This window comes from Streptomyces sp. NPDC093064, from assembly GCF_044754605.1.
Lineage (GTDB): Bacteria > Actinomycetota > Actinomycetes > Streptomycetales > Streptomycetaceae > Streptomyces.
Genome location: NZ_JBIVPK010000001.1, coordinates 415,577 through 441,856, shown reverse-complemented (window position 1 = coordinate 441,856; position 26,280 = coordinate 415,577). Strand labels below are relative to the sequence as shown.

General features: G+C 71.6%; 26 protein-coding genes. 6 read left to right on the top strand and 20 right to left on the bottom strand.

Features of this window, described 5'->3' with window-relative positions; translation table 11 throughout:
• Positions 1-35 precede the first annotated feature (35 nt).
• The gene (locus tag ACIQFZ_RS01965) at positions 36-956 is read left to right on the top strand and encodes a heavy metal transporter (protein WP_383061232.1); all 921 of its coding nucleotides are present in this window, start codon (positions 36-38) and stop codon (positions 954-956) included.
• A 222-nt stretch (positions 957-1,178) separates the two neighbouring features.
• Positions 1,179-1,550 (top strand): ATP-binding protein, encoded by a 372-nt coding sequence (locus ACIQFZ_RS01960; RefSeq protein ID WP_402690397.1) that lies wholly within the window; start codon positions 1,179-1,181, stop codon positions 1,548-1,550.
• Between the two features lie 94 nt (positions 1,551-1,644).
• Here the strand turns inward: ACIQFZ_RS01960 and ACIQFZ_RS01955 are convergent, their stop codons facing one another.
• Both ACIQFZ_RS01955 and fdxA read right to left on the bottom strand, forming a co-directional pair.
• On the bottom strand, positions 1,645-2,766 hold the full coding sequence (locus tag ACIQFZ_RS01955) for a bifunctional succinyldiaminopimelate transaminase/glutamate-prephenate aminotransferase (protein WP_402690396.1): 1,122 nt from the start codon (positions 2,764-2,766) through the stop codon (positions 1,645-1,647).
• Between the two features lie 112 nt (positions 2,767-2,878).
• A complete protein-coding gene (gene fdxA, locus ACIQFZ_RS01950; RefSeq protein ID WP_100568222.1) occupies positions 2,879-3,199 on the bottom strand; it encodes a ferredoxin in 321 nt (106 codons plus the stop codon).
• A 140-nt stretch (positions 3,200-3,339) separates the two neighbouring features.
• Here fdxA and ACIQFZ_RS01945 point away from each other — a divergent pair, with 140 nt between their 5' ends.
• Both ACIQFZ_RS01945 and ACIQFZ_RS01940 read left to right on the top strand, forming a co-directional pair.
• Positions 3,340-4,425, top strand: a complete 1,086-nt coding sequence (locus ACIQFZ_RS01945; RefSeq protein ID WP_402690456.1) for a GNAT family N-acetyltransferase — start codon at positions 3,340-3,342, stop codon at positions 4,423-4,425.
• Between the two features lie 29 nt (positions 4,426-4,454).
• Positions 4,455-5,306, top strand: coding sequence for a tetratricopeptide repeat protein (locus ACIQFZ_RS01940; RefSeq protein WP_402690395.1), 852 nt, complete (start codon positions 4,455-4,457; stop codon positions 5,304-5,306).
• Positions 5,307-5,351: 45 nt separating this feature from the next.
• Here ACIQFZ_RS01940 and ACIQFZ_RS01935 read toward each other — a convergent pair whose 3' ends face one another.
• The 7 genes from ACIQFZ_RS01935 to mshB all read right to left on the bottom strand — a co-directional run bounded on the left by ACIQFZ_RS01935 (position 5,352) and on the right by mshB (position 12,732).
• On the bottom strand, positions 5,352-5,966 hold the full coding sequence (locus ACIQFZ_RS01935) for a response regulator transcription factor (RefSeq protein ID WP_365774105.1): 615 nt from the start codon (positions 5,964-5,966) through the stop codon (positions 5,352-5,354).
• Positions 5,963-7,174 (bottom strand): sensor histidine kinase, encoded by a 1,212-nt coding sequence (locus ACIQFZ_RS01930; RefSeq protein WP_383061225.1) that lies wholly within the window; start codon positions 7,172-7,174, stop codon positions 5,963-5,965. Before ACIQFZ_RS01930 ends, ACIQFZ_RS01935 begins: the two co-directional genes overlap by 4 nt.
• Positions 7,171-7,911, bottom strand: a complete 741-nt coding sequence (locus ACIQFZ_RS01925; RefSeq protein WP_365430582.1) for an ABC transporter permease — start codon at positions 7,909-7,911, stop codon at positions 7,171-7,173. Before ACIQFZ_RS01925 ends, ACIQFZ_RS01930 begins: the two co-directional genes overlap by 4 nt.
• Positions 7,908-8,837, bottom strand: a complete 930-nt coding sequence (locus ACIQFZ_RS01920) for an ABC transporter ATP-binding protein (protein ID WP_365430584.1) — start codon at positions 8,835-8,837, stop codon at positions 7,908-7,910. The genes ACIQFZ_RS01925 and ACIQFZ_RS01920 overlap by 4 nt, the downstream gene beginning before the upstream one ends.
• 176 nt (positions 8,838-9,013) lie before the next feature.
• On the bottom strand, positions 9,014-11,245 hold the full coding sequence (locus ACIQFZ_RS01915) for a hypothetical protein (RefSeq protein ID WP_402690394.1): 2,232 nt from the start codon (positions 11,243-11,245) through the stop codon (positions 9,014-9,016).
• 159 nt (positions 11,246-11,404) lie between these two features.
• Positions 11,405-11,821 carry a DUF6113 family protein gene (locus ACIQFZ_RS01910; protein WP_383061221.1) on the bottom strand — a complete coding sequence of 139 codons (417 nt, stop codon included), beginning with the start codon at positions 11,819-11,821 and terminating at the stop codon, positions 11,405-11,407.
• Positions 11,818-12,732, bottom strand: a complete 915-nt coding sequence (mshB, locus tag ACIQFZ_RS01905; RefSeq protein WP_402690393.1) for an N-acetyl-1-D-myo-inositol-2-amino-2-deoxy-alpha-D-glucopyranoside deacetylase — start codon at positions 12,730-12,732, stop codon at positions 11,818-11,820. Before mshB ends, ACIQFZ_RS01910 begins: the two co-directional genes overlap by 4 nt.
• Before the next feature lie 93 nt (positions 12,733-12,825).
• Between mshB and ACIQFZ_RS01900 the strand changes: the two genes are divergently transcribed.
• A complete protein-coding gene (locus tag ACIQFZ_RS01900; protein ID WP_383061219.1) occupies positions 12,826-13,272 on the top strand; it encodes a hypothetical protein in 447 nt (148 codons plus the stop codon).
• 90 nt (positions 13,273-13,362) lie between these two features.
• Here the strand turns inward: ACIQFZ_RS01900 and ACIQFZ_RS01895 are convergent, their stop codons facing one another.
• Positions 13,363-13,557 carry a hypothetical protein gene (locus tag ACIQFZ_RS01895; protein ID WP_030419064.1) on the bottom strand — a complete coding sequence of 65 codons (195 nt, stop codon included), beginning with the start codon at positions 13,555-13,557 and terminating at the stop codon, positions 13,363-13,365.
• Between the two features lie 198 nt (positions 13,558-13,755).
• Between ACIQFZ_RS01895 and ACIQFZ_RS01890 the strand changes: the two genes are divergently transcribed.
• Entirely contained in the window at positions 13,756-15,885 is a 2,130-nt protein-coding gene (locus tag ACIQFZ_RS01890; RefSeq protein ID WP_365774101.1) for a prolyl oligopeptidase family serine peptidase, read from the top strand.
• A gap of 99 nt (positions 15,886-15,984) precedes the next feature.
• On the opposite strand, the gene ACIQFZ_RS01885 is transcribed toward ACIQFZ_RS01890, so the two are convergent.
• The 10 genes from ACIQFZ_RS01885 to ACIQFZ_RS01840 form a co-directional block, all read right to left on the bottom strand.
• Entirely contained in the window at positions 15,985-17,079 is a 1,095-nt protein-coding gene (locus ACIQFZ_RS01885; RefSeq protein WP_383061216.1) for an ABC transporter ATP-binding protein, read from the bottom strand.
• Entirely contained in the window at positions 17,060-18,046 is a 987-nt protein-coding gene (locus ACIQFZ_RS01880; protein WP_376651296.1) for an ABC transporter ATP-binding protein, read from the bottom strand. Before ACIQFZ_RS01880 ends, ACIQFZ_RS01885 begins: the two co-directional genes overlap by 20 nt.
• A gap of 7 nt (positions 18,047-18,053) precedes the next feature.
• Positions 18,054-19,019 (bottom strand): ABC transporter permease, encoded by a 966-nt coding sequence (locus ACIQFZ_RS01875; protein ID WP_365426278.1) that lies wholly within the window; start codon positions 19,017-19,019, stop codon positions 18,054-18,056.
• Entirely contained in the window at positions 19,012-19,935 is a 924-nt protein-coding gene (locus ACIQFZ_RS01870; protein ID WP_365426275.1) for an ABC transporter permease, read from the bottom strand. Before ACIQFZ_RS01870 ends, ACIQFZ_RS01875 begins: the two co-directional genes overlap by 8 nt.
• A gap of 6 nt (positions 19,936-19,941) precedes the next feature.
• A complete protein-coding gene (locus ACIQFZ_RS01865) occupies positions 19,942-21,555 on the bottom strand; it encodes an ABC transporter substrate-binding protein (protein WP_402690392.1) in 1,614 nt (537 codons plus the stop codon).
• A gap of 122 nt (positions 21,556-21,677) precedes the next feature.
• Positions 21,678-22,079 carry a VOC family protein gene (locus ACIQFZ_RS01860; protein WP_365774099.1) on the bottom strand — a complete coding sequence of 134 codons (402 nt, stop codon included), beginning with the start codon at positions 22,077-22,079 and terminating at the stop codon, positions 21,678-21,680.
• An 84-nt stretch (positions 22,080-22,163) separates the two neighbouring features.
• On the bottom strand, positions 22,164-23,324 hold the full coding sequence (locus ACIQFZ_RS01855) for a dipeptide ABC transporter ATP-binding protein (RefSeq protein WP_365426267.1): 1,161 nt from the start codon (positions 23,322-23,324) through the stop codon (positions 22,164-22,166).
• Entirely contained in the window at positions 23,317-24,375 is a 1,059-nt protein-coding gene (locus tag ACIQFZ_RS01850; protein ID WP_365426264.1) for an ABC transporter ATP-binding protein, read from the bottom strand. Before ACIQFZ_RS01850 ends, ACIQFZ_RS01855 begins: the two co-directional genes overlap by 8 nt.
• An 11-nt stretch (positions 24,376-24,386) precedes the next feature.
• Positions 24,387-25,337 (bottom strand): ABC transporter permease, encoded by a 951-nt coding sequence (locus tag ACIQFZ_RS01845; RefSeq protein ID WP_365426261.1) that lies wholly within the window; start codon positions 25,335-25,337, stop codon positions 24,387-24,389.
• Positions 25,330-26,262, bottom strand: coding sequence for an ABC transporter permease (locus tag ACIQFZ_RS01840; RefSeq protein WP_383061213.1), 933 nt, complete (start codon positions 26,260-26,262; stop codon positions 25,330-25,332). The genes ACIQFZ_RS01845 and ACIQFZ_RS01840 overlap by 8 nt, the downstream gene beginning before the upstream one ends.
• Positions 26,263-26,280: the final 18 nt, after the last annotated feature.

Sequence of the window (26,280 nt, the reverse complement as noted above, 5' to 3'; positions counted from 1 at the left end):
GTCGTGGCCGCCTCCTCCGGTTCGGGGCGGCTGTCGTGGTCCTCCTCGGGCTCGCCGGCTACCTCTCGGTGCAGTACCTCACCGGAGGCACCGGAGGCCCGGGCTGCGAGGTCGTCTCCGGCAAGGGCGACGGCGCGTCGTACCGGTTCACGCCGGAGCAGGCGGTGAACGCGGCGACGATCGCGGCCGTAGGCACCGGGCGCGGCATGCCCGAGCGGGCGGTGACCATCGCGCTGGCCACCGCCCTCCAGGAGTCCGCGCTGCGCAACATCGACTACGGCGACCGGGACTCCCTCGGCCTGTTCCAGCAGCGGCCCTCGCAGGGCTGGGGCTCGCCGGAGGAGATCATGGACCCGGCCTACTCGGCGGGGATCTTCTACGAGCACCTGAACAAGGTCCCCGGCTACACGCGGCTGCCGCTGACCGTGGCCGCCCAGCGCGTGCAGCGCAGCGGCTTCCCGCAGGCGTACGCCAAGCACGAGCCGGACGCGACGCTGCTCGCCGCCGCGCTCACCGGGCGCTCCGGGGCCACGCTGGCCTGCCGGGGCCGCCCGGGTCCCACCCGGACCAGCGGCCCGGACGCGGTGCGTGTCGCGCTCGTCCGGGACTTCGGCCGGGACGTCGTGCAGGAGGCGGGCGCGGAGGTCGGCGGCAAACCGTCGCCGACGCCCACCCCTAGCCCGGTGGCGAGCGCGAGCGGGGAGGGGCGGACCGTGACGGTGCCCGTGCCCGACGACACGGCCGACGCCGGGCGCGGCGCGCGGCAGCGCGGCTGGCAGCTGGCGCACTGGGCGGTGGCCAACGCCTCCGCGCTGCACATCGAGCAGGTCGCCTACGGCGGCTGGCAGTGGACGGCCGGGATGACCGACAGCCGGTGGCGGACGGCGCAGACGCGGGGCGCCGCCGGAGCGGAGCGGGCGGCGGGCTCGGTCCTCATCACCACGACCGGGCGTTAGTACGGGTCCTCACCCTGAGGGATCACCCCTGCCAAGGGCACCGAAGCCCTTGGCAGCACAGGGCTGCATGGGGTTTTACGACCTTTGAAGAAGTGCCCTTTGTCCGGTTTTACGCGTACCCGATAATGCGACGCGTTACCAACTCTTTACGTTGGCCCGCCGCAACCTTCGCGGACTTCGAGCGGTAGTCAGAGCGTCCGTTCCCTCCGTCGAAGGAGCACCATGTCCCTCCCCCTGACCCGCCGGATCGCCCGTGCCGCGCTGCTCGTCGCCGCGGGAGCGGCCACCGGGGTCGGTGCGGCCGGAGCCGCGAGCGCTGCCCCCGAGCTGCCGGCCGCCCCGAACCTCGGCGGGCTGACCGCCCTGGACGGGGCGAGCGTCGGCAACACCGTGGACGGTGCCGCGCGGCACGTCACCGGGGTCGCGGGCGGCACCGGCGGCAAGGTCGTGAAGCAGGCGGCGCCGGCGGCGCAAAAGGCGGCCGGCGACGCGGCGGGGTCCGCCGGAGGACTCCTCGGCGGCGCCGCGAACACGGCGGCCAAGGGCGGGCTGCCGACGCAGTCCCTGCCGGTCTCCGGTCTGCCTCTCGGCTGAGCGCCCCTCGAACGACCGACGGGGTCCGGGGTCTCCTCCCCGGACCCCGTCGGCGTGCGGAGCCCGTCCGCGCGTGGGCTACGGCCGTCGCGGACTACCCGGCCAGGCGCTCCACCGCGGCGCGGACCCGCTCGTCCGTCGCCGTCAGCGCGACGCGTACGAAGTCCGCGCCCGCCGGACCGTAGAAGTCGCCGGGAGCGACCAGGATGCCTCGTTCGGCGAGGTGGGCGACCGTGGTCCAGCAGGACTCGTCGCGGGTGGCCCACAGGTAGAGGCTCGCCTCGCTGTGCTCGATGCGGAAACCGTGGGCGAGGAGCGCCCGGCGCAGGTCCGTGCGGCGGTCGGCATAGCGTTCGCGCTGCTCGCGGACGTGGGTGTCGTCGCCGAGGGCGGCCACGACCGCCGCCTGCGTCGGCGCCGCGGTCATCATCCCGCCGTGCTTGCGGATCTCCAGCAGGGGGCCGAGGACGGCCGGGTCGCCGGCCAGGAAGGCGGCGCGGTAGCCGGCCAGGTTCGAGCGCTTGGACAGCGAGTGGACCGCGACGATGCCCTCGTACGAGCCGCCGTTCACGTCCGGGTGCAGGACCGAGACCGGGTCCGCCTCCCAGCCCAGCTCCAGGTAGCACTCGTCGGAGAAGACCAGCACGCCGTGCTCGCGGGCCCAGGCGACGATCCTCTTCAGCTCCTCCTTGGGCAGCACCTGGCCCGTGGGGTTGGAGGGCGAGTTCAGCCACAGCAGCTTCAGGCCCGCCGGGTCCAGCTCCGTGGGTCCCGGTACGCCGGCGCCCGGTGTCGCCGAGTAGACGAGGTGCTCGGCGCCGGCCAGGCGGGCGCCGACCTCGTAGGTCGGGTAGGCCAGGCGCGGGTACGCGACCTTGTCGCCGGGGCCGAGGCCCAGTTGGGTGGGGAGCCAGGCGACCAGTTCCTTGGAGCCGACGATCGGCAGGACGTGCCGGTGGGTGACGTCCCGCGCGCCAAGGCGACGCTCGACCCAGCCGGTGATCGCGTCACGCAGTTCGGGCGTGCCCCACACGGTCGGGTAGCCCGGGGAGTCCGCGGCCGCGATCAGCGCCTTCTGGATCAGGTCGGGGACCGGGTCCACCGGGGTGCCGACCGACAGGTCGACGATGCCGTCCGGATGGGCTGCGGCCGTCTTCTTGTACGGCTCCAGCTTGTCCCAGGGAAAGGCGGGGAGCCGGTCGGAGAGTGCGGACACGGGGATCAGGCTCACTTTCTGGTCCAAAAACGCCTCGGTCCCGTGCGGCGGGCGGAGCGCTGGAGTGCGATCAGGCCGTACGGGACCGAGGCGGCGCGAAGGCGGGCCGCTCTTACTGGTTCTGCGGCGGCAGCGCGGCGATGATGGGGTGGTCGCGCTCGATCAGCCCCAGCTTGCTGGCGCCACCGGGAGAGCCGAGCTCGTCGAAGAACTCGACGTTGGCCTTGTAGTAGTCCTTCCACTCCTCGGGAGTGTCGTCCTCGTAGAAGATAGCCTCGACCGGGCAGACCGGTTCACAGGCACCGCAGTCGACGCATTCGTCCGGGTGGATGTACAAGGACCGCTGGCCCTCGTAGATGCAGTCGACCGGGCACTCCTCGATGCACGCCTTGTCCTTGACGTCGACACAAGGCTGCGCGATGACGTAGGTCACGCTGTCGTTCCTCCTCGATAGGGCGCTGGCGGGCCTCCACAGGCTCCGCCGCCTGGCGCGCGGGAGCGCGGCGTCGTCGATGCCCGCCCCTAGTATCTCCGTTCCGGGGCATGATCCGAACAGGAGGGGTGAACAGACCTGTGGAAATATCGGCGACAGGACGCCTCGAGGTCCGAATCAGCGCTGCTGACGTGGGCAAACGGGTCTCGATACGGCGCTTGAGCGAACCTGGCGCGCCGGGTGAGAAGTTCACCGACACGGTCGGAGTTCTCACATCATGGGACCACGGTGTGCTGCTGATCACACGAAGGAGTGGCGAGACCGTGCGGATCACGGAGTCCTCCCTGGTCGCGGGCAAGGTCGTACCGGCGGCACCGGCCCGGCGACGGGGCCCGGCGGCCACGTACGAGGAGCTCGCGCGCGCGGCGGCGCGGGCCTGGCGGCCGGTGGAGAGCGAGCGGCTGGGCGAGTGGGAACTGCGGGCGGCCGCGGGGTTCACCCGCCGCGCCAACTCGGTGCTGCCGCTCGGCGATCCCGGACTTCCGCTCGACGCGGCCCTGGTCGCCGTACGACGCTGGTACGGCGAGCGCGGCCTGCCCGCGTACATCCAGACCGCCACCGGCGCCGACGGCACGCAGGAACTGCTCTGCGCGGAGCTGGAGCGGCGGGGCTGGGTGCGCGAGGTGACCGCCGAGCTGTGGATCGGGGCGCTCGCGCCGGTCGCCGACCGGGCCGAGGGCTCCGGGGTCGTGCTGTCCCGCACGGCCGACGAGGAGTGGCTTGCGCGGTACCAGCGCAAGGGGGTGAGCGAGGTGGCCCTGAAGGTGCTCGGCAGCGGGCCGTCGGTGTGGTTCGCGACGGTGCCCGGTGAGGGCGGTGTCCCCGCGGCGATCGGACGGTGCGTCGTCGACGGCCGGTGGGCGTCCTTCGCCGCCGTCGAGGTGGATCCGGCGCTGCGGCGACGCGGGCTCGCCACCACCGTGCTCGCCGCGCTCGCCGGCAAGGCCCTCGACGAGGGCGCGTCGGCGGCCTGGCTCCAGGTCGAGAGCGACAACACCGCGGCGCGGGCGCTGTACGCCGGCATGGGCTTCGGCGCGCACCACGCGTACCACCACTACCGCGCCCCGGAGTCCGGCGACAGCGGCCACCCGCGGCCGTCGGGGGCGGAGTCCGCGACGGGGTCTCCGTCGGGGCCCCCGCAAAACTCCGGCGCTCGTCCGTCGTAGGGATCGTCGTGGAAGGGCACGAGCCTGCTATGCGTCCCCTGCATCCGCCGTCCCCGGAACGGTCCGCCGCGGTGCGCCGGTGGTTCGGCGAGGAGGTACGGTCCGAGCGGCCGGACCTCGCGATGCTGTGCCTGCTGGTGGGCGCGGCGGCCGACGGGACGCTGGACGAGGCCGGCATGGACGCGGCGCAGCTGGAGCTGGACCGGCTCGCGGGACAGCTGCCGTACTGGCCGGGCGGGCCGCGGGACTGGGCGCAGGCCCTGTGCGGACTGCTCGGCGAGCGGTACGGCTTCCACGGCTCGGCGGCGGACTACCAGCGGCTGGAGTCGTCCCTGCTGCACGAGGTGCTGGTGCGGCGGCGCGGGCTGCCCATCCTGCTGTCGGTGGTGTGGATGGAGGTCGCGCGGCGGGCCGGGGCGCCGGTGTACGGGGTCGCGCTGCCGGGGCACTTCGTCGTGGGGTTCGGGGCGGCCGGGGAACAGGTGCTCGCGGACCCGTTCGACGGGGGCCGGGTGCTCACGGGGGCGGACGCCGAACTGCTGGTGGTCGGGGCGACGGGCGCGCCGCTGCACCCGTCGATGCTGGTGCCCGCCTCCCCGCTGGAGGTCGTGTCCCGGATCCTGAACAACATCCGGGCCTGGGCGGCCATACGGCCCGAGCGGTCGGACGTGTCGCTGTGGGCGGTGGAGCTGTCGCTGCTGCTGCCGTCGCATCCGGCGCGGCTGCGTTACGAGCGGGCGCAGTTGCTGGTGCAGCGCGGAGACTTCGTGGGCGGGGCCCGGGAGCTGGAGGCGTATGCCGATGTGCTGGGCGCGGTGGACGAGCCCGCGGCCGAGCAGGTGCGGGAGCAGGCGCGGGCCGCGCGGGCCCTGCTGAACTGAGGCCGGGCCGAAGCCGCGGCCGCCCGGCGTGCCCGGCGAGCGCCGCTACAGCCAGCCCTTCTCCCGTGCGATGCGCACCGCCTCCGTCCTGTTGCGCACCGCGAGTTTCTGGATCGCGGTCGACAGGTAGTTGCGGACCGTGCCCTGGGACAGGTGGAGGGCGGCGGCGAGCTCGGCGTTGGTGGAGCCGTCGGCCGCGGCGCGCAGGACCTCGCGCTCCCGGTCGGTCAGCGGGTTGGCGCCCTCGGCCAGCGCCGCCGCGGCCAGCGTGGGGTCGATGACCCGCTCGCCGGCGAGCACCTTCCGTACCGCCGCGGCGAGTTGCGCGGCCGGGGCGTCCTTGACCAGGAACGCGTCCGCGCCCGCTTCCATGGCGCTGCGCAGATAGCCGGGGCGGCCGAAGGTGGTGAGCACGACCAGTTTCACCGCGGGCAGTTCCTTGTGGAGCCGGGCGGCCGCCTCGATGCCGGTGCAGCCGGGCATCTCGATGTCGAGCAGGGCCACGTCGACCCCGTGGGCGTGCGCCGCCGCCACGACCTCGTCCCCGCGCGCCACCTGGGCGACGACCTCGATGTCCTCCTCGAGGCCGAGCAGGGCGGCCAGTGCCTCGCGGACCATCGACTGGTCCTCGGCCAGGAGGACCTTGATCGTTCGGCTCATGCCGGGGATCCTACGTCCGCGGGGGAGGCGAGAGGCACCCGGGCGACGAGCCGGAAGCCGCGCTTGGCGCGCCCCGCCTCCAGTTGCCCGCCCGCCTTCTCCAGGCGCTCGGCCAGGCCCGTCAGACCGTTGCCGGGGCCCTTGCCCACGCCGGCGGAGCCGCCCGAGCCGTTGTCCTCGACGCACAGTTCGAGGAACGGCCCGTCCAGGGTCTGGCGGCGCACCAGGTCGACTGTGCACCGGGTCGCGCCGCTGTGCCGTACGACGTTGGTGATCGCCTCGCGCAGCGCCCAGGCGAGCGCGGACTCGCTTTCCTCGGGGACGCCGTGCAGGTCGGGCTCGGCGGGCACGTCGGCGGTGACGTCGGCGGCGGTCAGCGCCACCTGGGCGCCCGCCAGTTCGGCGTGCAGGCGGGGGCGGCGGTAGCCGGTGACGGCCTCGCGGACGTCGACCAGGGCCTGGCGGCTGACCTGTTCGATGTCGGCGACCTGCTGGGCCGCCTTGTCCGGGTGGTCCGGCAGCATCCGGCCGGCCAGCTCGCTCTTCAGCGTGATCAGCGAGAGCGAGTGGCCGAGCAGGTCGTGCAGGTCGCGGGCGAGCCGCAGCCGCTCCTCGTTGGCGGCGAGCTGGGCGACGGTGGCCCGGGCCTTGCGCAGGTCGATCGTGGTGCGCACGAGTTGCCGTACGCCGGTCATCGCGAAGCCGACGAGCATCACCAGCAGGAACAGGGTCCACTCGCCCTCGGTGCCCGTGTGCCGGGCGACGAGCAGCATCACGGCCGTGGTCAGCGGGATCGTCCAGTAGGCGATCCGCAGCGGGTTCGTCGCGCCGCAGGCCACGGAGACGTACACGAACAGGCCGATCCACGGCGAGCCGAGGGTCAGGCACAGCACGACGGCGAGCACGCCGAGCAAGGCGACGAGCCAGCCGACGACCGCCCCGGAGAACGGCCGGCCCATGTTCCGGTAGACCAGCGTCAGATAGGTCCCGGTGAAGGCCGCGAGGCCCGCCCAGCCGGCCGCGGCGGCGGCGGCCGTGTGGGCGCCCGAGAGCAGGTCGTGCACCGGCGAGCTGAGGAAGATCAGCCAGGGCAGGATCCACACCAGTTTGCGCAGCGCCTCGCCCCCGTTCCGGGGCGGTTCCCCCATGCGCATCAGCCGGTCCGCCCGGGCTTCGCCGGGCCGCGGGTCTTCCGTCACGACGCTCACGCCTTCAGCGTGTCCTTCCGGTACAGCCAGGCCGCGCCGCCCGCGAACAGGGCGAAGAAGACGACGAGGATGGCGAGGTCCTTCGCGTGCGGGGCCTGGCTCTCCTCGATCGCCCGCCCCAGTGCAGCGTACGCGTGCGTGGGCAGCCACTCGGCGATGTTCTGCAGCCACCGCGGGAAGGTGGTCGACGGCATCCACAGACCGCCGAGCATGGACAGGCCGAAGTAGATGATCATCGTGATCGGGCGGACCGCGTCCCCGGTGGCGAGGTAGCCGATGGCGACGCCGAGCGCGGCGAAGACCAGGCTGCCGGCCCAGATCGCGCCGGTGAGGGCGAGCCACTGCCAGGCCTCCAGGCGGACCTGCTTGACGGCGGCGGCGACCACGAAGACGACGACGATGGACGGCAGGCTGACCACGGCGGCGCCGGCGGTCTTGGCGAGGACGTAGCCGCGCCCGGGCAGGGGGGTGAGCCGCAGCTGCCGTACCCAGCCGCTCTCGCGCTCCTTGGCGATGCGCTCACTGTTGCCCATGAGCACGGCGGTGAGCGCGCCGAAGGAGGCCATGGAGACCATCATGTACGTCGGGACGGTCAGACCGGTGCCGTCGACCTTGGTGACGCCGTCCGCCTTGCCCGCGATGATCAGAAACAGGATCGAGGGGTAGAGCACCGAGAAGAACAGGAACTTGCGGTTGCGCAGGGCGCGGGCGAGTTCCAGCCTGATCAGACTGTTCACGACTGCTTGGCCTCCTCGGCCTCGGTGATGGCGACGAAGGCCTGCTCGAGCCCGAGCCCGGCGACTTCGAGGTTGCGGGGGTAGACGCCGAGCCCGTACAGGGCGTGCACGGTCGCGTCGGCGTCGGCGGACTGGATGCGGACGGTCTGGCCGCTCACGGTCATCGAGGTCAGGAAGGGCAGATCGCGCAGGGCGGCCTCGTCGATGGGGCCCTGAAGGTCGAAGGAGACCCGTCGCGCCCCCGCCTTCGCCTTGATCTCGGCGGCGGTGCCGTCGGCCAGCAGCCGTCCCCGGTGCAGCACCAGCACCCGGTCGGCGATGGCGTCGGCCTCCTCCAGGTAGTGCGTGGCGAACAGGACCGCACGGCCCTGGTCGGCCTGTTCGCGCATGGTGGCCCAGAAGGCCTGGCGGGCGGAGACGTCCATGCCGGTGGTCGGCTCGTCCAGGACGATCAGGTCGCTGTCGCCGGCGGTGGCCAGAGCGAAGCGGACGCGCTGGGCCTGGCCGCCGGAGAGCTTGTTCACCTTGCGGTCGGCGATCTGGGAGATACCGGCCCGGGCCAGCACGTCGGCGGTCTTGTACCGCTTGGGGTGCAGGTCGCAGGCGAGCCGCACCAGCTCGGCGACGGTGACGTCCTCCATCAGTCCGCCGCTCTGCAGCATGGCGCCCACGCGCCCGGCGACGATCGCCTCGCGCGGGCTGGTGCCGAAGACGCTGACGGTGCCGCTGTCGGGCTGCCGGAGGCCGAGCAGCAGGTCGAGGGTGGTCGACTTGCCGGCGCCGTTCGGGCCGAGCAGGGCCACGGTCTCGCCCGGACGCAGGGCGAGGGTCAGCCCGTCCACGGCCCGTACGTCCCCGTAGCTCTTGGTCACCTGGTCGAACCCCACCACCGTGGTGGTGGCGGCTCGCTCCGCTGTTGTCGTCATGGCCGCCATGCTGGCCGACGGGCGGGGGTGCCGGGCAGTGTCGCGGGTCCTGACTGCCGGATGACAGATGTCATGGTCGCGAGGCGAGGGGACAGGACAGCCGAGAGGGCACCCGGTGTCCGTACGGACCGGGTGCCCTCTGCCGCCGCTGTGAGGCTTCTAGTGCTGTCGCCGCACTAGCTGGGGTTGGTGTCGATGACTCCGACCCGCTCCGCCGCCGTCTTGCCGCGCAGCGCCTTGCGCAGCGCGGAGGCCACGTCCTGGGGGGTGACGGCCGTCTTCTGCCCGGTGGCCCGGGTGATCAGCACACCGTCGAAGGTGCCGCCGTACGCCTTCTTGAGCGCCTCGAGGTCGTACGTCTCCGAGAGCTTGCCGTCGACGGCCTTGACACCGAGGATCTTCGGCAGGGACAGGGAGCCGAACGGGATCTTGTGCAACGGATCGGTCTGAACGGTGACGATCTTGGACATCGCGGGCTCCGCGAACTCCTTCATCATCCGGTCGACCTCGGCGTTCGAGACCGTCGGCTGCCGGGTGACCGTGGGCAGCTGGACCGCCGTGGCCGCGCCCTTCTCCACCTGGGCGCGGTACGCCCGCTGGACCAGCCGGGTCGAGCCGCCGACGTCGATGCCCTTGCCCGGCTTGCCGTAGACGGCGACGGCCTTGCCGGACTGGAACTTGATCCCGCCCTCGGTCATCGACCCGTCGCCGCCCGAGACACTCTGCAGAGCGACCTGGAGCTTCTCCTCGTCGACCGGCATCTGCGGCTCGATCACCCGGTGGTTGCCGAACAGCGAGCCGATCACCGACACGGGGTTGTAGTCGCTCGTCGCGGCCGAGCTGGCCGTGGCCTGGGTGTCGAACTGGAGCCCGGCCTGGTCCGGCTTGAGGGTGACGGTCCCGCCCTCGACCGACAGCTTCAGCGGCTGGTTCACCCGGCTGCCGAAGGCGTCGTCGAGCTTCTTGACCGCGTCGTCGCGGGTGCCGCCGCCGATGTCGACGCCGAGCACGGTGGTGCCCTTGGGCACGTCGGAGTGGTTCATCAGCAGCCCGGCGCCGTAGGCGACACCGGCGACGACGATCACGGCGCCGCAGAGCAGGACGAGCTTGTTGCGGCCCTTCTTCTTGGCCTTGGGCGCGGCGGGGGCCGCGGCGGCGCTCTGCGGGGCCGGCTCGGGCAGCCGCGGCGGCGTGTGCGCCGCCGGCCCGTTCCCGTCGGCGCCGGGCCTGAACGGCGAGTTGGCGCCGGGCTGGATGACGGGCATGCCGCTGGTGACGGTGTGCCCGGAGACGTTCTCCGGCCGGGCGCCGTAACCGGGGGTGCCCGGCTCAGGAACGTGCTGCTGCGGGGTGAGGACCGCGGTGTCGTCGCTCAGACCGCCGCCGGGGCGTGCCGTGTGCGCGCCGGGGGCACCACCCGGGTGTCCCGCGCCCGCGGCGGGTCCCGCGGGCGCGCCGACCCCGGGCGGCCGCAGCGGTCCGTCGCCGGTGACGGGGCCGCCCGTCGGGCCCGTGGGGCCCTGCGGACCGCCCGGCACGCCGGGGGCGCCCGGACCGCCCAGGCCGCCGGTGCCGCTCGGGCCGCCCTGGCCGTCGCGTCCGCCGTGCCCGTTGTCGGAGAAGTACGGAAGGTCGTCGCGGCGCGGCTCGTCGCCGGGGCGGGGGCCGCCGGAGAGCGGGCCCGCGGCCAGCGCCTCGGTGACGTCGAAGGACCCGGTGCCGCCGCCGTGACCGGGGGCGACGGGGCCACCGGTGACCCCGGGCAGCCCGGCGCCGTTGGTGGAGCCGGGGCGGGAGCCGTTGGGCACCCCGGGCACGTTCATGGCGCCGACCACGCCACCGGGGCGGGCCCCGCCGGAAGAGCTCGGGACGGAGGAGCCGGCGCCCGAGGGCCCGGGGACGGAGGTTCCCGGACCGGAAGCGCCGGGGCCGGAACCGTTCGCCGCGGGCGCGCCCGAACCACCCGGCATTCCCGCGCCGTTGGTGGAGCCGCCGCCCTGACCGCCTTTGTTCGCCTGGGGCTTGCGGGGCGCGAACCAGTCGCTGGTCGCCTTCTCCGCGGCCGGTGCCGCGGGTTCGGCGGGCGGCTCCTCGGCGGCCTCGGGCGCCGGGGCGGCCGGCTGCGGAGCCTCGCCGCCGGCGTCCTGGGCGCTGTTCTCGGATCCCTCCGAGGAGACGGGCGTACGCACGACGACCGGCGGGATCGGCCGGGATCCGGGGATGTTGATCCGGATCCGGGTCGTCAGCGTGGTCTCGGTCTTGCGTTCCTCGGGCTGCGTGGCCGAACGGCCCTCGTCCGCACGGTCGTCGGACACCGCCGGGATTCCGTACGGCGGGGTCCCCGAGGGGTAGGCGGCTCCGCCGTGCCCGTTGGGCCCGGACGACGGAGTGTCAGTTTCACGACTCAAGGCAGGTTCTCCCGGTTGGCTCCGCCGCCCGTTACGACCTCAGTGCGGGCGGCTCGGCGGCGCGCGCACCACCATACTGGCCGCTTCCGGCCCTTATCCCGGGACCGTTGGGTAAACCCCCACCGGACCCGCACCGGCACCATGGGAAGAAGTGGTACGTCACTTCCCAAGTCGGGCGTCGCCGTCGCGCCGTTGCCGGCCCGGCGCCAGGGTGGCGCAGATCACAGCAACGGCCATGCCGCCGAGCAGGAAGAGATAGGAGCCGCTCTCGGCCGCGAAGAAGAAGTCCCCTTCGGGGCGGCTGGTGGTGAGCATGAAGACGGTGACGATCCAGCCGCCCGCGCCCGCCACGGCCCCGCCCCGGCTGCGCGCGGCCCGCGCCCCGCCCAGGAACAGCCCGGCGGCGCCCGCGAGCGCGAGCAGCAGCCCACCGGGGAACCAGGCGGCCTGCACCAGGGCGCCCGCGACCGCGACCACCGCGCCGAGCAGGAAGAGCCCGAGATACGCGGCGGCCCGCCCGGCGGAGGGCGGCTTGAGGGGCTGCGCGAGCATGGGACCCCCTCCCCCTGTACTCATGACGCCTCCTTCTCGGCCCCGGCGGACAGATCGACCCCGGCGAACAGGTCGGTCTCCCGCTCCCCCTCCCCGGCACCGGGTTCCCCGCGCACCAGCTCGTAGAACTCGGTGGTGAAGACCGGCTGGGCGAGCTGGTTGGAGAGGGCGAAGTACGGCTCGGCCATCTCGATCTGGGTGGTGTGCGCGGCCATCGCCGCGGTCTTGGCGGCGGCGTACGCACTGCCGTCGACCGCCGCGGTGACGCGCTCGTCGCCGACGACTCCGGGAACGTCGCCGATCGCCGCCGGCTCGTCGAACGGCAGCCCGGGCAGGTCGTCCTTCAGCCGTGCGAAGGCGGCCTCGGCGACCGGACGCGGGACGCGGTTCCAGTACACCTTGGCGATCCGCCAGGGCCGGCCGAGGTCGGGGCGTACGGCAGGGTCGGCGGCCAGGTCCGCGGCGCGCATCGCGATCCGGTGGGCCTGGATGTGGTCGGGGTGGCCGTAGCCGCCGTTGTCGTCGTAGGTGACGAGGATCTGCGGGCGCACCTCACGGATCACGGCGACGAGGTGCTCGGCGGCGGTGTCGAGGCCGGCCTGCCACAGGCAGTCCGGGTCGTCGTTGTCGGCGAGCCCCATCATCCCGGAGTCCCGGTACCGCCCGGCCCCGCCGAGCAGCCGGAAGTCCTCGACTCCGAGCTCCCGCATGGCCGCGGCCAGCTCCTGCCTCCGGTACGCGCCGAGCCCGGCCGACCCCTCCAGATGCCGCAGTTCCTCCGGGATGACCTCGCCCAGCTCCCCGAGCGTGCAGGTCACCAGCGTCACCAGGGCACCCTCGGCCGCGTACCGCGCCATGGTCGCGCCGTTGTTGATCGACTCGTCGTCGGGATGCGCGTGCACCAGCATCAGCCGCCGAGCGGCCCGTTCCGTCATGGGACCAACCCTACGAGGGGCCGGGCCCCGCCCCCGGCGCGGGCCACCGGAGTCGCAGTCGAACCTGTCATATACATGTCGTAAATTAGTGGCATGTCGTCGCAGCCGCAGTACAGCGCTCCGGTCCCGCCCGCCTCACCGGCACCCGCGCCTTCCCGGCGCCCCGGCGTCGTCCCGGTCGTCGCGCTGGTGGCGGGCCTCCTGGTCGGCGGGGGCGCCGTGGGCGCGGCATGGGCTCTGAGCGACGACGGCCGGTCCACCGCGAACGCCCCGGCGGACGACGCACGCGACGCGTGCCGCGCCCTCAGCGGGTTCGACGAGTCGAAGTACGGCGCGAAGGGACCGGAGGGCGACATCGCGTTGAACCGGTTCGCCGCGGCCGGTGTGCTCTCGGCGTCGGCGGCCGCGGGCGACAAGCGGTACGAACCGCTCGCCGAAAGCGTCCGGCGAGCGCAGGCGCTCCATGCGCAGACCTTCGACTTCGGCAAGGAAGTGAAGAAGGAACTGGCGACGGCACGCGACGCCTGCGGCGACCTCTGACCCGGAACCCCGCGCGGAACCTGATCCTGAACCCGGTTCCGACCCGGAACCGGCCCCGGCGGGGCCGGGCGAGCGGGGCGCCGGACAGCCTCAGAACTTGAAGTTGCCGATCATCCCCGCGATGTTCGTGGTGAGTTCGCTGATCGTGGGGGCGACCGTGGAGGACGCCAGATAGAAGCCCAGGAGCATGCACACGACCGCATGACCGGCCTTGAGGCCTGACTTCTTGATCAGCAAGAAGACGATGATCGCCAGCAGCACCACCGCCGAAATCGAGAGTGCCACGGCGGTTCACCTCCAAAGATCCCAGGACGCGGGGGGTGTCGGGGGTATCGGTGGTCGTCGGACTATGAGGGGCAGATAGATCCACACAGCGGGCAGCAGGTTCATACCCACTATGCGCTAACGATCATAACTATCCGCACGCGCGCATCGGTCGGCGCACGGCCGCACAAGGGGGCGCATGGCCAATATGGTCATGACATGACGACCGAGCCTGTCTCCTTCCCCCGACGGCACGCGCGCACCCAGCGGTTCACGCTCGGCGCGCCGCGCGCGTTCACCGTGGCTCCCGACGCCTCCCGCGTCGTGTTCCTGCGCTCCGGATCCGGCACCGACCGGGCCAACTCCCTTTGGGTGCTCGACCTTGACGACGGCGCGGAGCGCATGGCAGCCGACCCGAGCGCCCTCCTGGGCGGTGCCACCGAGCACCTCTCGGCCGAGGAACGGGCCCGCCGCGAACGCAGTCGCGAGGGTGGCGCGGGCATCGTCGGCTACGCCACCGACACCGCCGCGGAGTTGGCGTCTTTTGCCTTGTCAGGACGGCTTTTCACGGCCGAGTTGAGGGCGGGTACGGCACGCGAACTGCCCGCCCCCGGGCCGGTGATCGACCCGCGTCCGTCCCCCGACGGACGGCACGTCGCCTACGTCACCGCCGGGGCCCTGCGAGTGGTGGGCGCCGAGGGCGACGGCGACCGGGCGCTCGCCGAACCGGAGTCCGAGGGCGTCGCCTACGGCCTCGCGGAGTTCATCGCGGCCGAGGAGATGCACCGTTCCCGCGGCTTCTGGTGGGCACCGGAGTCGGACCGGCTGCTCGTGGCGCGCGTGGACGACACGCCGGTGCGACGGTGGTGGATCTCCGATCCGGCCCATCCCGGACGGGAGCCGAGCCGCGTCCCCTACCCGGCCGCCGGCACCCCCAACGCGGACGTACAGTTGTTCGTGTTCGGCCTGGACGGGACCCGCACGGAGGTCCTCTGGGACCGGTCCCGCTACCCGTATCTGGCTCATGTGCACTGGTCAGCGGCAGGGGCGCCACTGCTCCTCGTGCAGGCGCGCGACCAGCGCAGCCAGCTGTACCTGGCGGTGGATCCGGAGTCCGGCGCGACCCGTATGGTGCACGCCGACGAAGATCCAGATTGGCTTGATCTTTTCCCCGGGGTGCCGTGCTGGTCCCCCTCCGGGCAGCTCGTGCGGGTCGCCGAAGAGGGCGGTGCACGGGTGCTGGCGGTCGGTGAACGGCCGCTCACAGGAGCGCAGTTGCACGTGCAGGCCGTGCTGGACGTGTCGGACGACGACGTGCTGGTCTCCGCCTCGGCCGGCGAGGAGTCCGCCGAGCCGGAGACCGGTGAGGTGCACGTCTACCGCGTCAACGAACTGGGCGTGGAGCGCGTGAGCCAGGAGCCCGGTGTACACACCGCGGTGCGCGCCGGGGGCGTGGCCGTCCTCGTCTCCGCCACGCTCGACCGGCCGGGCGCCCGGGTGCGGGTGGTGCGCGAGGGCCGGACGGTGGCCACCATCCGCTCCCACGCCGAAGATCCCGGTTTGTCCCCGCGCGTGACCCTCACCCAGGGGGGCGCACGCCGAATCCCGTGCGCCGTGCTTATGCCTACGGACTACCCCCGTGACACTGCCGCCTCCGCCCCCCTGCCCGTCCTCCTCGACCCCTACGGCGGCCCGCACGGCTCCCGCGTGGTGGCCGCGCACAACGCGCACCTCACCTCCCAGTGGTTCGCCGACCAGGGCTTCGCGGTGGTCGTCGCAGACGGCCGCGGCACCCCGGGCCGCTCCCCCGCCTGGGAGAAGGCCGTCCACCACGACTTCACGGTCACCCTCGACGACCAGATCGAGGCCTTGCAGGACCTTGCCAAGACGTATCCGCTCGACCTCGGCCGGGTGGCGATCCGCGGCTGGTCCTACGGCGGCTACCTGGCCGCGCTGGCCGTGCTGCGCCGCCCGGACGTCTTCCACGCGGGCATCGCGGGCGCCCCGGTCACCGACTGGCGCCTGTACGACACCCACTACACCGAGCGGTATCTGGGCGACCCGGAGCAGGCGCCGGGGGTGTACGCCCACAGCTCCCTGGTCACCGACGACGGGCTGTCCTCGCCCGCCGAGCCGCACCGGCCGCTGATGATCGTGCACGGTCTGGCCGACGACAACGTGGTGGTCGCCCACGCCCTGCGGCTGTCCTCCGCCCTGCTCGCCGCCGGCCGCCCGCACGAGGTACTGCCGCTGTCCGGGGTCACCCACATGACGCCGCAGGAGCAGGTCGCCGAGAACCTGCTCCTGCTCCAGGTGGACTTCCTCAAGCGTTCGCTCGGGCTCGGCTGAGCGCCGTCAGGACACCGCACACGGGTATGGGGCCGGGGGCACGCGACACGGCGCCCCGGCCCCGTCCCGGGACGTGAGGGCGTCCGCGCGCCGACGCGGTCACGGCGCCCTGGTGCCGCTGCCCTGTCCCCCGGTGTCCCGTTCCTCCGGCGGCACCACTTGGAGCTCCGCCGCGTAGTGGCATGCCGAGGGGTGCACCGCGGGCCCGGTGTCGTGCCGGAAGTCCGCGGGCACCGCCAGCTCCGGCACCTCCAGCGTGCAGCGCTCCCGTGCCTTCCAGCAGCGGGTGCGGAAGCGGCAGCCGGAGGGGATGTTCGTCGGGGACGGCACGTCTCCCGAGAGGATGATCCGCTCCCGGCGTTCCCGTGCCCCCGGGTCCGGCACGGGCACGGCGGACAGCAGCGCCTGGGTGTAGGGGTGCGTCGGATGGTCGTAGATCTGCTCGTCGGTGCCGATCTCGACGATCCGCCCGAGGTACATGACCCCTACCCGGTCGGAGATGTGCCGCACGATCGACAGGTCGTGCGCGATGAAGACGTAGGACAGGTCGAACTCGTCCTGAAGCCGCTCCATCAGGTTGATCACCTGGGCCTGCACCGAGACGTCGAGCGCGGAGACCGGCTCGTCGGCGACGATGATCTCGGGACGCAGGGCCAACCCCCGTGCGATGCCGATACGTTGGCGCTGGCCGCCGGAGAACTGGTGCGGATAGCGGTTGACGTACTCCGGGTCGAGGCCGACCACGTCCAGCAGTTCCATCACCCTGCGGCGCCGGTCGCCCTTGGGAGCCGCCTCGGGGTGGATCTCGTACGGCTCGCCGATGATGTCGCCCACCGTCATACGGGGGTTGAGCGAGGTGTACGGGTCCTGGAACACCATCTGGATGTTCCGGCGCACCGCCTTCAGCGCTCGGCCGGACAGCCGGGTGATGTCCTCGCCCCGGTAGCGGATCTCGCCCGCTGTGGGCCGCTCCAGGTTGCACAGCATCTTCGCGACCGTGGACTTGCCGCAGCCGGACTCGCCCACGATGCCGAGCGTTTCGCCCCGGGCCAGGGTGAAGTCGACGCCGTCGACCGCCTTGACCGCCCCGATCTGCTTCCTGAACAGGACGCCCCGGGTGAGCGGGTAGTGCTTGACGAGCCCGCGGACCTCCAGGATCGGCTCGGCCGTCCGCTCAGCCGTCTGCTCTGCCATCCAGGCACTCCCTCCAGAAGTGGCAGGCGCTCGCACGGCTTTCGGAGACCTCGTACAGCGGCGGTACGTCCGTGCGGCACACGTCCCTGGCCATGGGGCAGCGCGGGTGGAAGGCGCAACCGGGCGGGATCGCCTGGAGGTTGGGCGGCAGGCCCTTGATGGCGTAGAGCTCCCGGCCCTTGTGGCCCAGGCGCGGGATCGAGTCCAGCAGGCCCCTGGTGTACGGGTGGGCGGGCGCCTTGTAGATGTCGTGCACCGGCGCGGACTCCACGATCCGGCCCGCGTACATCACCGCGATCCGGTCGGCGACGTCGGCGACCACGCCCAGGTCGTGGGTGATCAGGACGAGCCCCATGCGGTACTCGCGCCGGAGTTCGGCGAGCAGGTCCATCACCTGGGCCTGGACGGTGACGTCGAGGGCGGTGGTCGGCTCGTCGGCGATGATGAGCGCCGGTTCCAGGGCCAGCGCCATGGCGATCATGATGCGCTGGCGCATGCCGCCGGAGAACTGGTGCGGATAGTCGCGGACGCGCTGCCCGGCGGCCGGGATGCGCACCCGGTCCATCAGCTCCACGGCCCTGGCGCGCGCGTCCTTGCGGGACAGGCCCCGGTGCACGATGAACATCTCGCCGAGCTGGTCGCCGACGGTCAGCACCGGGTTCAGCGCGGACAGCGCGTCCTGGAAGATCATCGCCATCTCGGCGCCCCGGATCCGCCGCCGTTCGTCCTCCTTCAGTTCCAGCAGGTCCCTGCCGCGGAAGAGGATCCGCCCGCCGCTGATCCGGCCGGGCGGCACGTCGAGGATGCCCATGATCGCCTGCGCGGTCACGGACTTGCCGGAGCCGGACTCCCCGAGCACGGCGAGCGTCTCCCCGGAGTCCACCTCGTAGCCGACTCCGTTGACGGCGTGGACGACCCCGTCCCGGGTGCGGAACTCCACGTGCAGATCACAAACTTCGAGCAGCAAGGCGCCGTCACCTCAGCTTCGGGTCGAGGGCGTCGCGCACCGCGTCGCCGAGCATGATGAAGGCCAGGACGGTGATCGCCAGCGCCCCGGCGGGCCACAGCAGCGCGTGCGGGGCGTTGCGGACATAGGGCGAGGCGGCGGAGATGTCGATGCCCCAGGAGACGCTGGGCGGCTTCAGCCCGACGCCGAGATAGGACAGGGTGGCCTCCAGCGCGATGTACGTGCCGAGCGCGATGGTGGCGACGACGATCACCGGGGCGACGGCGTTGGGCGCGATGTGCCGCAGCAGGATGCGGGAGTTGGAGGCGCCCAGGGCGCGGGCGGCCTGGACGTAGTCGAGTTGTTTGGTGGTGATGACCGCGCCGCGCGCGATCCGGGAGATCTGCGGCCAGCCGAGCAGCACGATGAACCCGACGACGGGCCAGACGGTGCTGCTCGGGACGACGGACAGCAGGACGAGACCGCCGAGGACGACGGGGATGGCGAAGAAGATGTCGGTGGCCCGGGACAGCACGGCATCCCCGGCGCCGCCGAAGAATCCGGCGATCCCGCCCAGCACCGAGCCGAAGAGCGCCACCCCGAGCGTGGCGCACATGCCGACCGTGACGGACGCGCGGGCGCCGTAGACGGTGCGCGTGTAGACGTCGCAGCCCTGGCCGTCGAAGCCGAAGGGGTGGCCGGGCGCGGGACCGTCCTGGGCCCTGGCCAGGTCGCAGGTGAGCGGGTTGCCCGAGGCGATCAGGGACGGCCGGATCGCGATGACGACCAGGAAGCAGATCACCAGCGCGGAGAGGATGAAGACGGGGTTGCGGCGCAGGTCGCGCCAGGCGTCGGACCACAGGGAGCGGGGCTTGCCCTCCGGCCCGCCCGGCGCCCGCTCCAGTGTCGTCGCCTCGCTCGCCGCCAGGTCCATCGCGCCGCCCATGCCGGTCCCGGCGATGGCGCGCTCGGGCTCCTGCGACTGCTCAGGCATAGCGGATCCTCGGGTCGAGTACGGCGTACAGCAGGTCCACGAGCAGGTTGGCGACCAGGAAGACCAGGACGAGGACCGTCACGAACCCGACGACGGTCTGCGTGTTCTGCCGCAGGATGCCCTGGTAGAGCTGGTAGCCGACGCCGTGGATGTTGAAGATGCGCTCGGTGACGATGGCACCGCCCATCAGCGCGCCGATGTCGGTGCCGATGAAGGTGACCACAGGGATCAGGGAGTTGCGCAGCAGATGCCGGACGACGATCCGGCGCCGGGGCAGCCCCTTGGCGACGGCCGTGCGCACATAGTCCGAGCGCCGGTTCTCGGCGATGGAGGTACGGGTCAGCCGGGTCACGTAGGCGAGGGAGACGGAGGCGAGGACCAGGCCGGGCACGATCAGCTCGCCGAAGGCCGCCGCCGGGGACACCGAGGGTCTGATCCAGCCCCACTGGACGCCGAACAGGAGTTGCAACAGCAGACCGGTGACGAAGGTGGGGACGGAGATGACGACGAGGGTGAGGACCAGGACCGAGGTGTCGACGGGCCGGCCGCGGCGCAGCCCGGTCAGCACGCCCAGGGTGATGCCGACGACGATCTCGAAGAGGATCGCGACGACGGTCAGCCGGATGGTGACGGGGAACGCCGACGCCATCAGCTGTGTGACGGGCTGTCCGTTGAACGCGGTGCCGAAGTCGCCGGTGAAGACGTTGCCCATGTAGGTCGCGTACTGCTGCCACAGCGGCTTGTCGAGGCCGAACTCCCGTCTGAGCTGGGCAGCCGTCGCGGTGTCGCAGGCGCGCTCGCCGCACAGTCCGGCGATGGGATCGCCCATCACGTTCACCATCAGGAAGATCAGCAGGGTGGCCCCGAAGAACACCGGGATCATCTGGAGCAGCCGCCTGGCGACATAGCGTCCCATGCCGGATCAGCCGACCCTGATCTCGTCGTAGACGGGGACGCTGAACGGATTGAGCGCCACGTCGTGCAGCCGGTCGGAGTAGCCGGCGCTGCCGTTCTGGTACCACAGCGGGATGGCGGCCATGTTGTCCCGTACGACGCCCTCGGCCTGCTGGAAGAGCCCGATCGCCCGGGGCCTGTCGGACTCGGCGTTGGCCCGGTCGACGAGGTGGTCGAACTGCTTGTCGGACCACTTGCCGTCGTTGGAGGAGGCGTCCGTGTAGTACAGCGGCTGGAGGAAGTTCTGGATCAGTGGGTAGTCCATCTGCCAGCCGGCCCGGAAGGGTCCGGTCATCCGGTGCCGGCCGATCTGGTTGCGGAAGTCGGCGAAGGTGCCGACCGGGTTGCCGACGCACGCCCTGTCGTTGCCGAGCGCGTTGTTGATGGAGTTGCACACGGCGTCCACCCACTGCTTGTGCGAGCCCGTGTCCGCGTTGTACGTGATCCTCACCTGGCCGCCGGGGAGTCCGCCGCCCTCCTGGACCAGCTTCAGGGCCGCGGCGGGATCGTAGTCGCAGGCATGGCCGCACAGGCCCGGCTTGTAGCCACCGGCCGTGCCGAGGACCGGGGAGGTCCAGTCGGTGGCCGGGGTGCGGGTGTTGCGGAAGATGGTCTCGGTGATCTGCTTGCGGTTGATGGCCATGGACATGCCGGTGCGGACCTTGCGTGCCCCGCTGGTGTTCCACTTCGGGTCGTAGAACGGGAAGGCGAGGGTCTGCAGGATGCCGGCCGGGCTGTTGATGTAGCGGCCGGCCAGGTCGGTCCGCACGTTCTTGAGCTGGCCGGCGGGGATGTCGTCGACGAGGTCGAGGTTGCCGGCCAGCACGTCGGTGTACGCGGTGTTGCTGTCGGTGTAGACCACCAGGGTCACGCCGTCGTTCCGCGCCTTGTCCGGACCGGGGTAGCCGTCCCACTTCCTGAGGGTCATCTGCGCGCCCTTGGTGTACGACTCGATGGTGTACGGGCCGTTGCCGACCGGCTTGTCCAGCCAGGCTGCGTGGTGTGTGAAGAAGGCGCGGGGCAGCGGGGCGAAGGCGGCGTAGCCGAGGGTGTCGGGGAAGGTGGAGAACTTCTGGGCGAGGGTGACGGTGAAGGTGCGCGGGCCGGTGACCTTCAGCCCGGAGAGGGTGTCGGCGCTCTGCTTTCCGCTCTCGGGGTGGACCTTGTCGTAGCCCTCGATGTAGCCGAAGAAGTAGGCGTTCTTCTGGTTGTTCCGCAGGCTCGCGCCGTAGTTCCAGGCGTCGACGAAGGACCTGGCGGTGACCGGCTCGCCGTTGCTGAACCGCCAGCCGTTCTTGACGGTGACGGCGAAGTGCCGCGAGTCGGTGGTGTCGATGCGCTCGGCGAGCATGTTCTCGGCCTTGGCGGTCTTCGGGTTGTACCGCTTCAGCCCGCGGAAGACCATGTCGAGCACCTTGCCGCCCTGCACCTCGTTGGTGTTGGACGGCTCCAGCGGGTTCTGCGGGTCTCCCCAGGACGCGGTCAGCGCCTTGGCACCGACGCCGGCTCCCCCGCCCACGCAGGCGGCGAGGACGAGCACGGCCCCCACCGCCCCCGCGGTAGCGCGCGCGACTCCGCGCATGGGTGCCTCCTCGGGATGCGGTGACCTGAGACATATCAGCACATAAGCCACATATCTGATGTTCGCCGCACCGATGGGGGCGCCACTGCACGCGGACGCGTCAACGCCGCCGGGCGCCCGCGTCAGCCGGCCGGCTCAACGCCGGAGGCCACCAGCTCCACCTCGAACCCGTCGGCGTCGGCGAGGTAGCCCGCGTAGTGGTCGGGGCCGCCGGCGTGCGGGTAGCGGTCGGTGAAGAGCGGCGACCAGCCGTGTGCGGGCGCCTGGCGCATCAGCGCGTCGACCCGGGCCGGGGTGCCCGCGTGGAAGGCGAGGTGATTGAGGCCGGGACGCGTCCGGTCGTGTCCTCCGTCGTCCCGCATCGCCGGTGACCGCTCGACCACCAGGTACGTCGGTCCCAGCCGCCAGCTGCGGCCGTGCTCCCACTCCTGGTAGGGGCGGTACCCGAGGCTGCTCAGCAGCCAGCCCCAGGAATGGACCGCACGGGGCAGGTCGGGAACCCAGAGTTCGACGTGGTGCAGCATCAGCCCGTCCTCGCATCCGCCGGAAAAACGCCGGTTCCCGGCGCCTGGAGGGGCGCCGGGAACCGGGAGTGTGCCATGAGAGGGTCAGGCCGCGCCGACGACGTCCTTCTCCTCGGCGAAGTGGCAGGCCGACTCGTGGGCCGCCGGGGAGTCCGAGCCCTTGAAGCGCTCGGGCACGGCGAGCAGCGGGACCTCCTCGGCGCACTTGTCCTGGGCCTTCCAGCAGCGGGTGCGGAAGCGGCAGCCCGAGGGCGGGTTGGCCGGGGACGGCACGTCGCCGGTGAGGATGATCCGCTCGCGGTGCTCGCGGGCCTCCGGGTCCGGCACCGGGACCGCCGACAGCAGCGCCTGGGTGTAGGGGTGCGTCGGGTGGTCGTAGATCTGCTCGTCGGTGCCGATCTCGGCCATCTTGCCGAGGTACATCACGCCCACGCGGTCCGAGATGTGCCGGACGATCGACAGGTCGTGCGCGATGAAGATGTAGGAGAGGTTGAACTCGTCCTGCAGTCGCTCCATCAGGTTGATGACCTGCGCCTGGACGGACACGTCCAGCGCCGAGACCGGCTCGTCGCAGATGATGACCTCGGGGTTGAGCGCGAGGCCGCGGGCGATGCCGATGCGCTGGCGCTGACCGCCGGAGAACTGGTGCGGGTAGCGGTTGATGTACTCCGGGTTGAGGCCGACGACGTCCAGCAGCTCCTGCACCTTGCGGCGCCGGTCACCCTTCGGGGCCACCTCGGGGTGGATGTCGAAGGGCTCGCCGATGATGTCGCCCACCGTCATACGCGGGTTGAGCGAGGTGTACGGGTCCTGGAACACCATCTGGATGTTCCGGCGCACCGCCTTCAGCGCGCGCCCGGACAGCCGGGTGATGTCCTGGCCCTTGTAGAAGATCTCGCCGGCGGTCGCCTGTTCCAGGTTCATCAGCAGCTTGGCGACCGTGGACTTGCCGCAGCCGGACTCGCCCACGATGCCGAGGGTCTCGCCCTGGTAGAGGTCGAAGGAGATCCCGTCGACCGCCTTGACCGCGCCGATGCTCTTCTTGAACAGGATGCCCTGGGTCAGCGGGAAGTGCTTGACCAGGTTGCGGACCTGGAGGATCGGCTCGCCACGCGCGACGTGCGCGTCGAGCGCCGCGACCGCCTCCTCCTCGGAGGCCGCCTCGACGGTTTCCACCTCGGAGACGTTCGGCATGGCGTCGTCCGTCGGCTCGTCGTCCTTCGCGAGCTTCGTGGGCTCAGCCATGGATCGTCTCCTTCCAGAAGTGGCACGCCGAAGCACGGCCCGCCAGTTCGCCGCCGTCCTGCTCGGTGACCGGCAGCAGGTCCGGGATCTGCTCGCGGCAGATGTCCTGAGCCTTGGGACAGCGCGGGTTGAACGCGCAACCGCTCGGGACGCGCAGCAGGTTGGGCGGCAGACCCTTGATCGCGTACAGCTCCCGGCCCTTCTGGTCCAGGCGCGGGATCGAGTCCAGCAGGCCTCGCGTGTACGGGTGCGCCGGGCGCTTGTACAGCTCGCGGACCGGTGCCTGCTCCACGATCCGGCCGGCGTACATCACGGCGATCTTGTCCGCGACGTCGGCGACGACGCCGAGGTCGTGGGTGATCAGGATCAGGCCCATGTTGTACTCGCGCTGGAGCTCCGCAAGAAGGTCCATGACCTGGGCCTGGACCGTCACGTCGAGGGCCGTGGTCGGCTCGTCGGCGATGATCAGGTCCGGTTCCAGGGCCAGCGCCATGGCGATCATGATGCGCTGGCGCATACCGCCCGAGAACTGGTGCGGGTAGTCGTTCACACGGGCCGCGGCGGCCGGGATCTTCACCCGGTCCATCAGCTCGATCGCCTTGGCCTTGGCCTCCTTCTTGGACAGGCCCTGGTGCACGCGGAACATCTCGCCGAGCTGGTAGCCGACGGTCAGAACCGGGTTCAGCGAGCTGAGCGCGTCCTGGAAGATCATGGCGATGCGGCGGCCGCGGATCTTGCGGCGGTCCTCGGCGGACATCGCGAGCATGTCCTGGCCCCGGAAGAGGATCTCGCCCTGCGGGATCTTCGCCGGGGGCATGTCCAGGATGCCCATGATGGCCTGCGCCGTGACGGACTTGCCGGAGCCCGACTCACCGAGCACGGCGAGCGTCTCGCCCGCCGCCACGCTGTAGTTGACGCCGTTGACGGCCCTGACGACACCCTCACGGGTGTGGAACTCGACGTGCAGGTCGCGCACTTCGAGCAGTGGTGCGCCGTCCGCCCCGCCCTCGCGGGGCGAGGGCACGGGTACAACTTCTTCGATGGTGGTCACGTACGCCTCCCTCAGCGCGTCTTCGGGTCGAGGGCGTTGCGTACAGCCTCACCGAGCATGATGAACGACAACACCGTGATGATGAGCATGATCGACGGGTAGAGCATGATGTGCTGCGCCACGCGGATCTGGTTGCCGCCGTCGGAGATGTCGTTGCCCCACGACACACCGTTCAGGCCGAGGCCCAGGTACGACAGGGTCGCCTCGGCGACGATGTAGATGCCGAGCGAGATGGTGGCGACGACGATCACCGGGGCCATCGTGTTCGGCAGGATGTGCCGGAACAGGATGCGCGGGGTGCTCGCGCCCAGGGCCTTGGCGGCGTGCACGTAGTCGGACTGCTTGGTGGTGATCACCGCGCCGCGCATCACGCGGGCGATCTGCGTCCAGCCGAAGAAGCTCAGCGCGCCGATGACGACCCAGGTCGTGCGGGCCTGGAAGGAGTTGAGCACGACCATCGTGCCGAGCAGGAACGGGACGCCGAAGAACACGTCGGTCAGCCGCGAGATCACCGAGTCGACGATCCCGCCGAAGTAACCGGCGATCATGCCCATCAGGCCGCCCACGACCGTCACCGCGAGGGTGGTACCGAAGCCGACCGCCACCGAGGCCCGCGTGCCGTAGATGACACGGGCGTAGACGCTGCGGCCCTGCTGGTCGTAGCCCAGCCAGTCCGGGGCGAAGACGTTGCCCAGCTTCGGCTTCTGGAGGAAGTGCTTGGCCAGGTCGCCCGAGGCCGGGTTGACACTGGTGAACAGCCCGGGGAAGAAGGTGATCGTCAGCAGAAAGACGATCAGCACCGCCGAGACGATGAAGATCCAGCTGCGGCGCAGGTCCTGCCAGGCGTCGCCCCACAGGCTGCGGGCCTTCTCCTGCTTCACCTCGGTCAGCGCCGCCGCGGCCTCGGCGGCGGCGGGGTCGGCCGCACCGGACTTGAGATCGGTCTGGGTCACATCAGGCATAGCGAATCCTCGGGTCAAGGACCGCGTAGAGCAGGTCGACGAGCAGGTTGGCGATGAGGTACACGAGCACCAGGATGGTCACGAGACCGACGAGGGTGGTGCCCTCGCGGCGCACGATCGACTGGTAGATGGTGCCACCGATGCCCTGGATGTTGAACAGGCCCTCGGTGACGACGGCACCGCCCATCAGGGCACCGATGTCGGCGCCGAGGTAGGTGACCACCGGGATCAGCGAGTTGCGCATGAGGTGGACGCCCACCACGCGGCGCTTGGGCAGACCCTTGGCAATGGCCGTGCGGATGTAGTCGGCGCGCAGGTTCTCGGCGATCGAGGTGCGGGTGAGCCGGGTCACGTAGGCCAGCGACGCGGTCGCCAGCACGATGGCCGGCATCAGCAACTCGTTGAGGTTGGTGTCGTCGTTGACGTTCGGTGGCAGCCAGCCCAGGTTGAACGCGAAGACGACCTTGAGGATGTAGCCGAGGACGAACACCGGGACCGAGATCAGCAGCAGCGTGATCAGCAGGATGACGGTGTCCGTGGCGCGCCCGGCCCGCAGACCTGCCACGATGCCCAGGACGAGGCCCAGGACGACCTCGATGGCGAAGGCCAGTCCGGCCAGGCGCAGGGTGACCGGGAACGCCTCGCCGAGCACGGACGTGACGGGCCGTCCGCTGGCGATCTGCGTGCCGAAGTCGGCGTGCAGGATCATGTCCCGCATGTAGTGCCAGTACTGCACCAGGATCGGCTGGTCCAGGCCGTACTCATGTCTCAGTGCGGCGATCACCTGGGGGCTTCCGCCCTTGTCGCCGAACAGCCCTCGCACGGGGTCACCGGGCAGGGCATAGACCATGAGGAAGATCAGCAGAGTTGTCCCGATGAACACCGGGATCATCTGGAGCAGTCGTCGTGCGACGTAGCGCCCCATCGTGCCTCCATGTCAGTC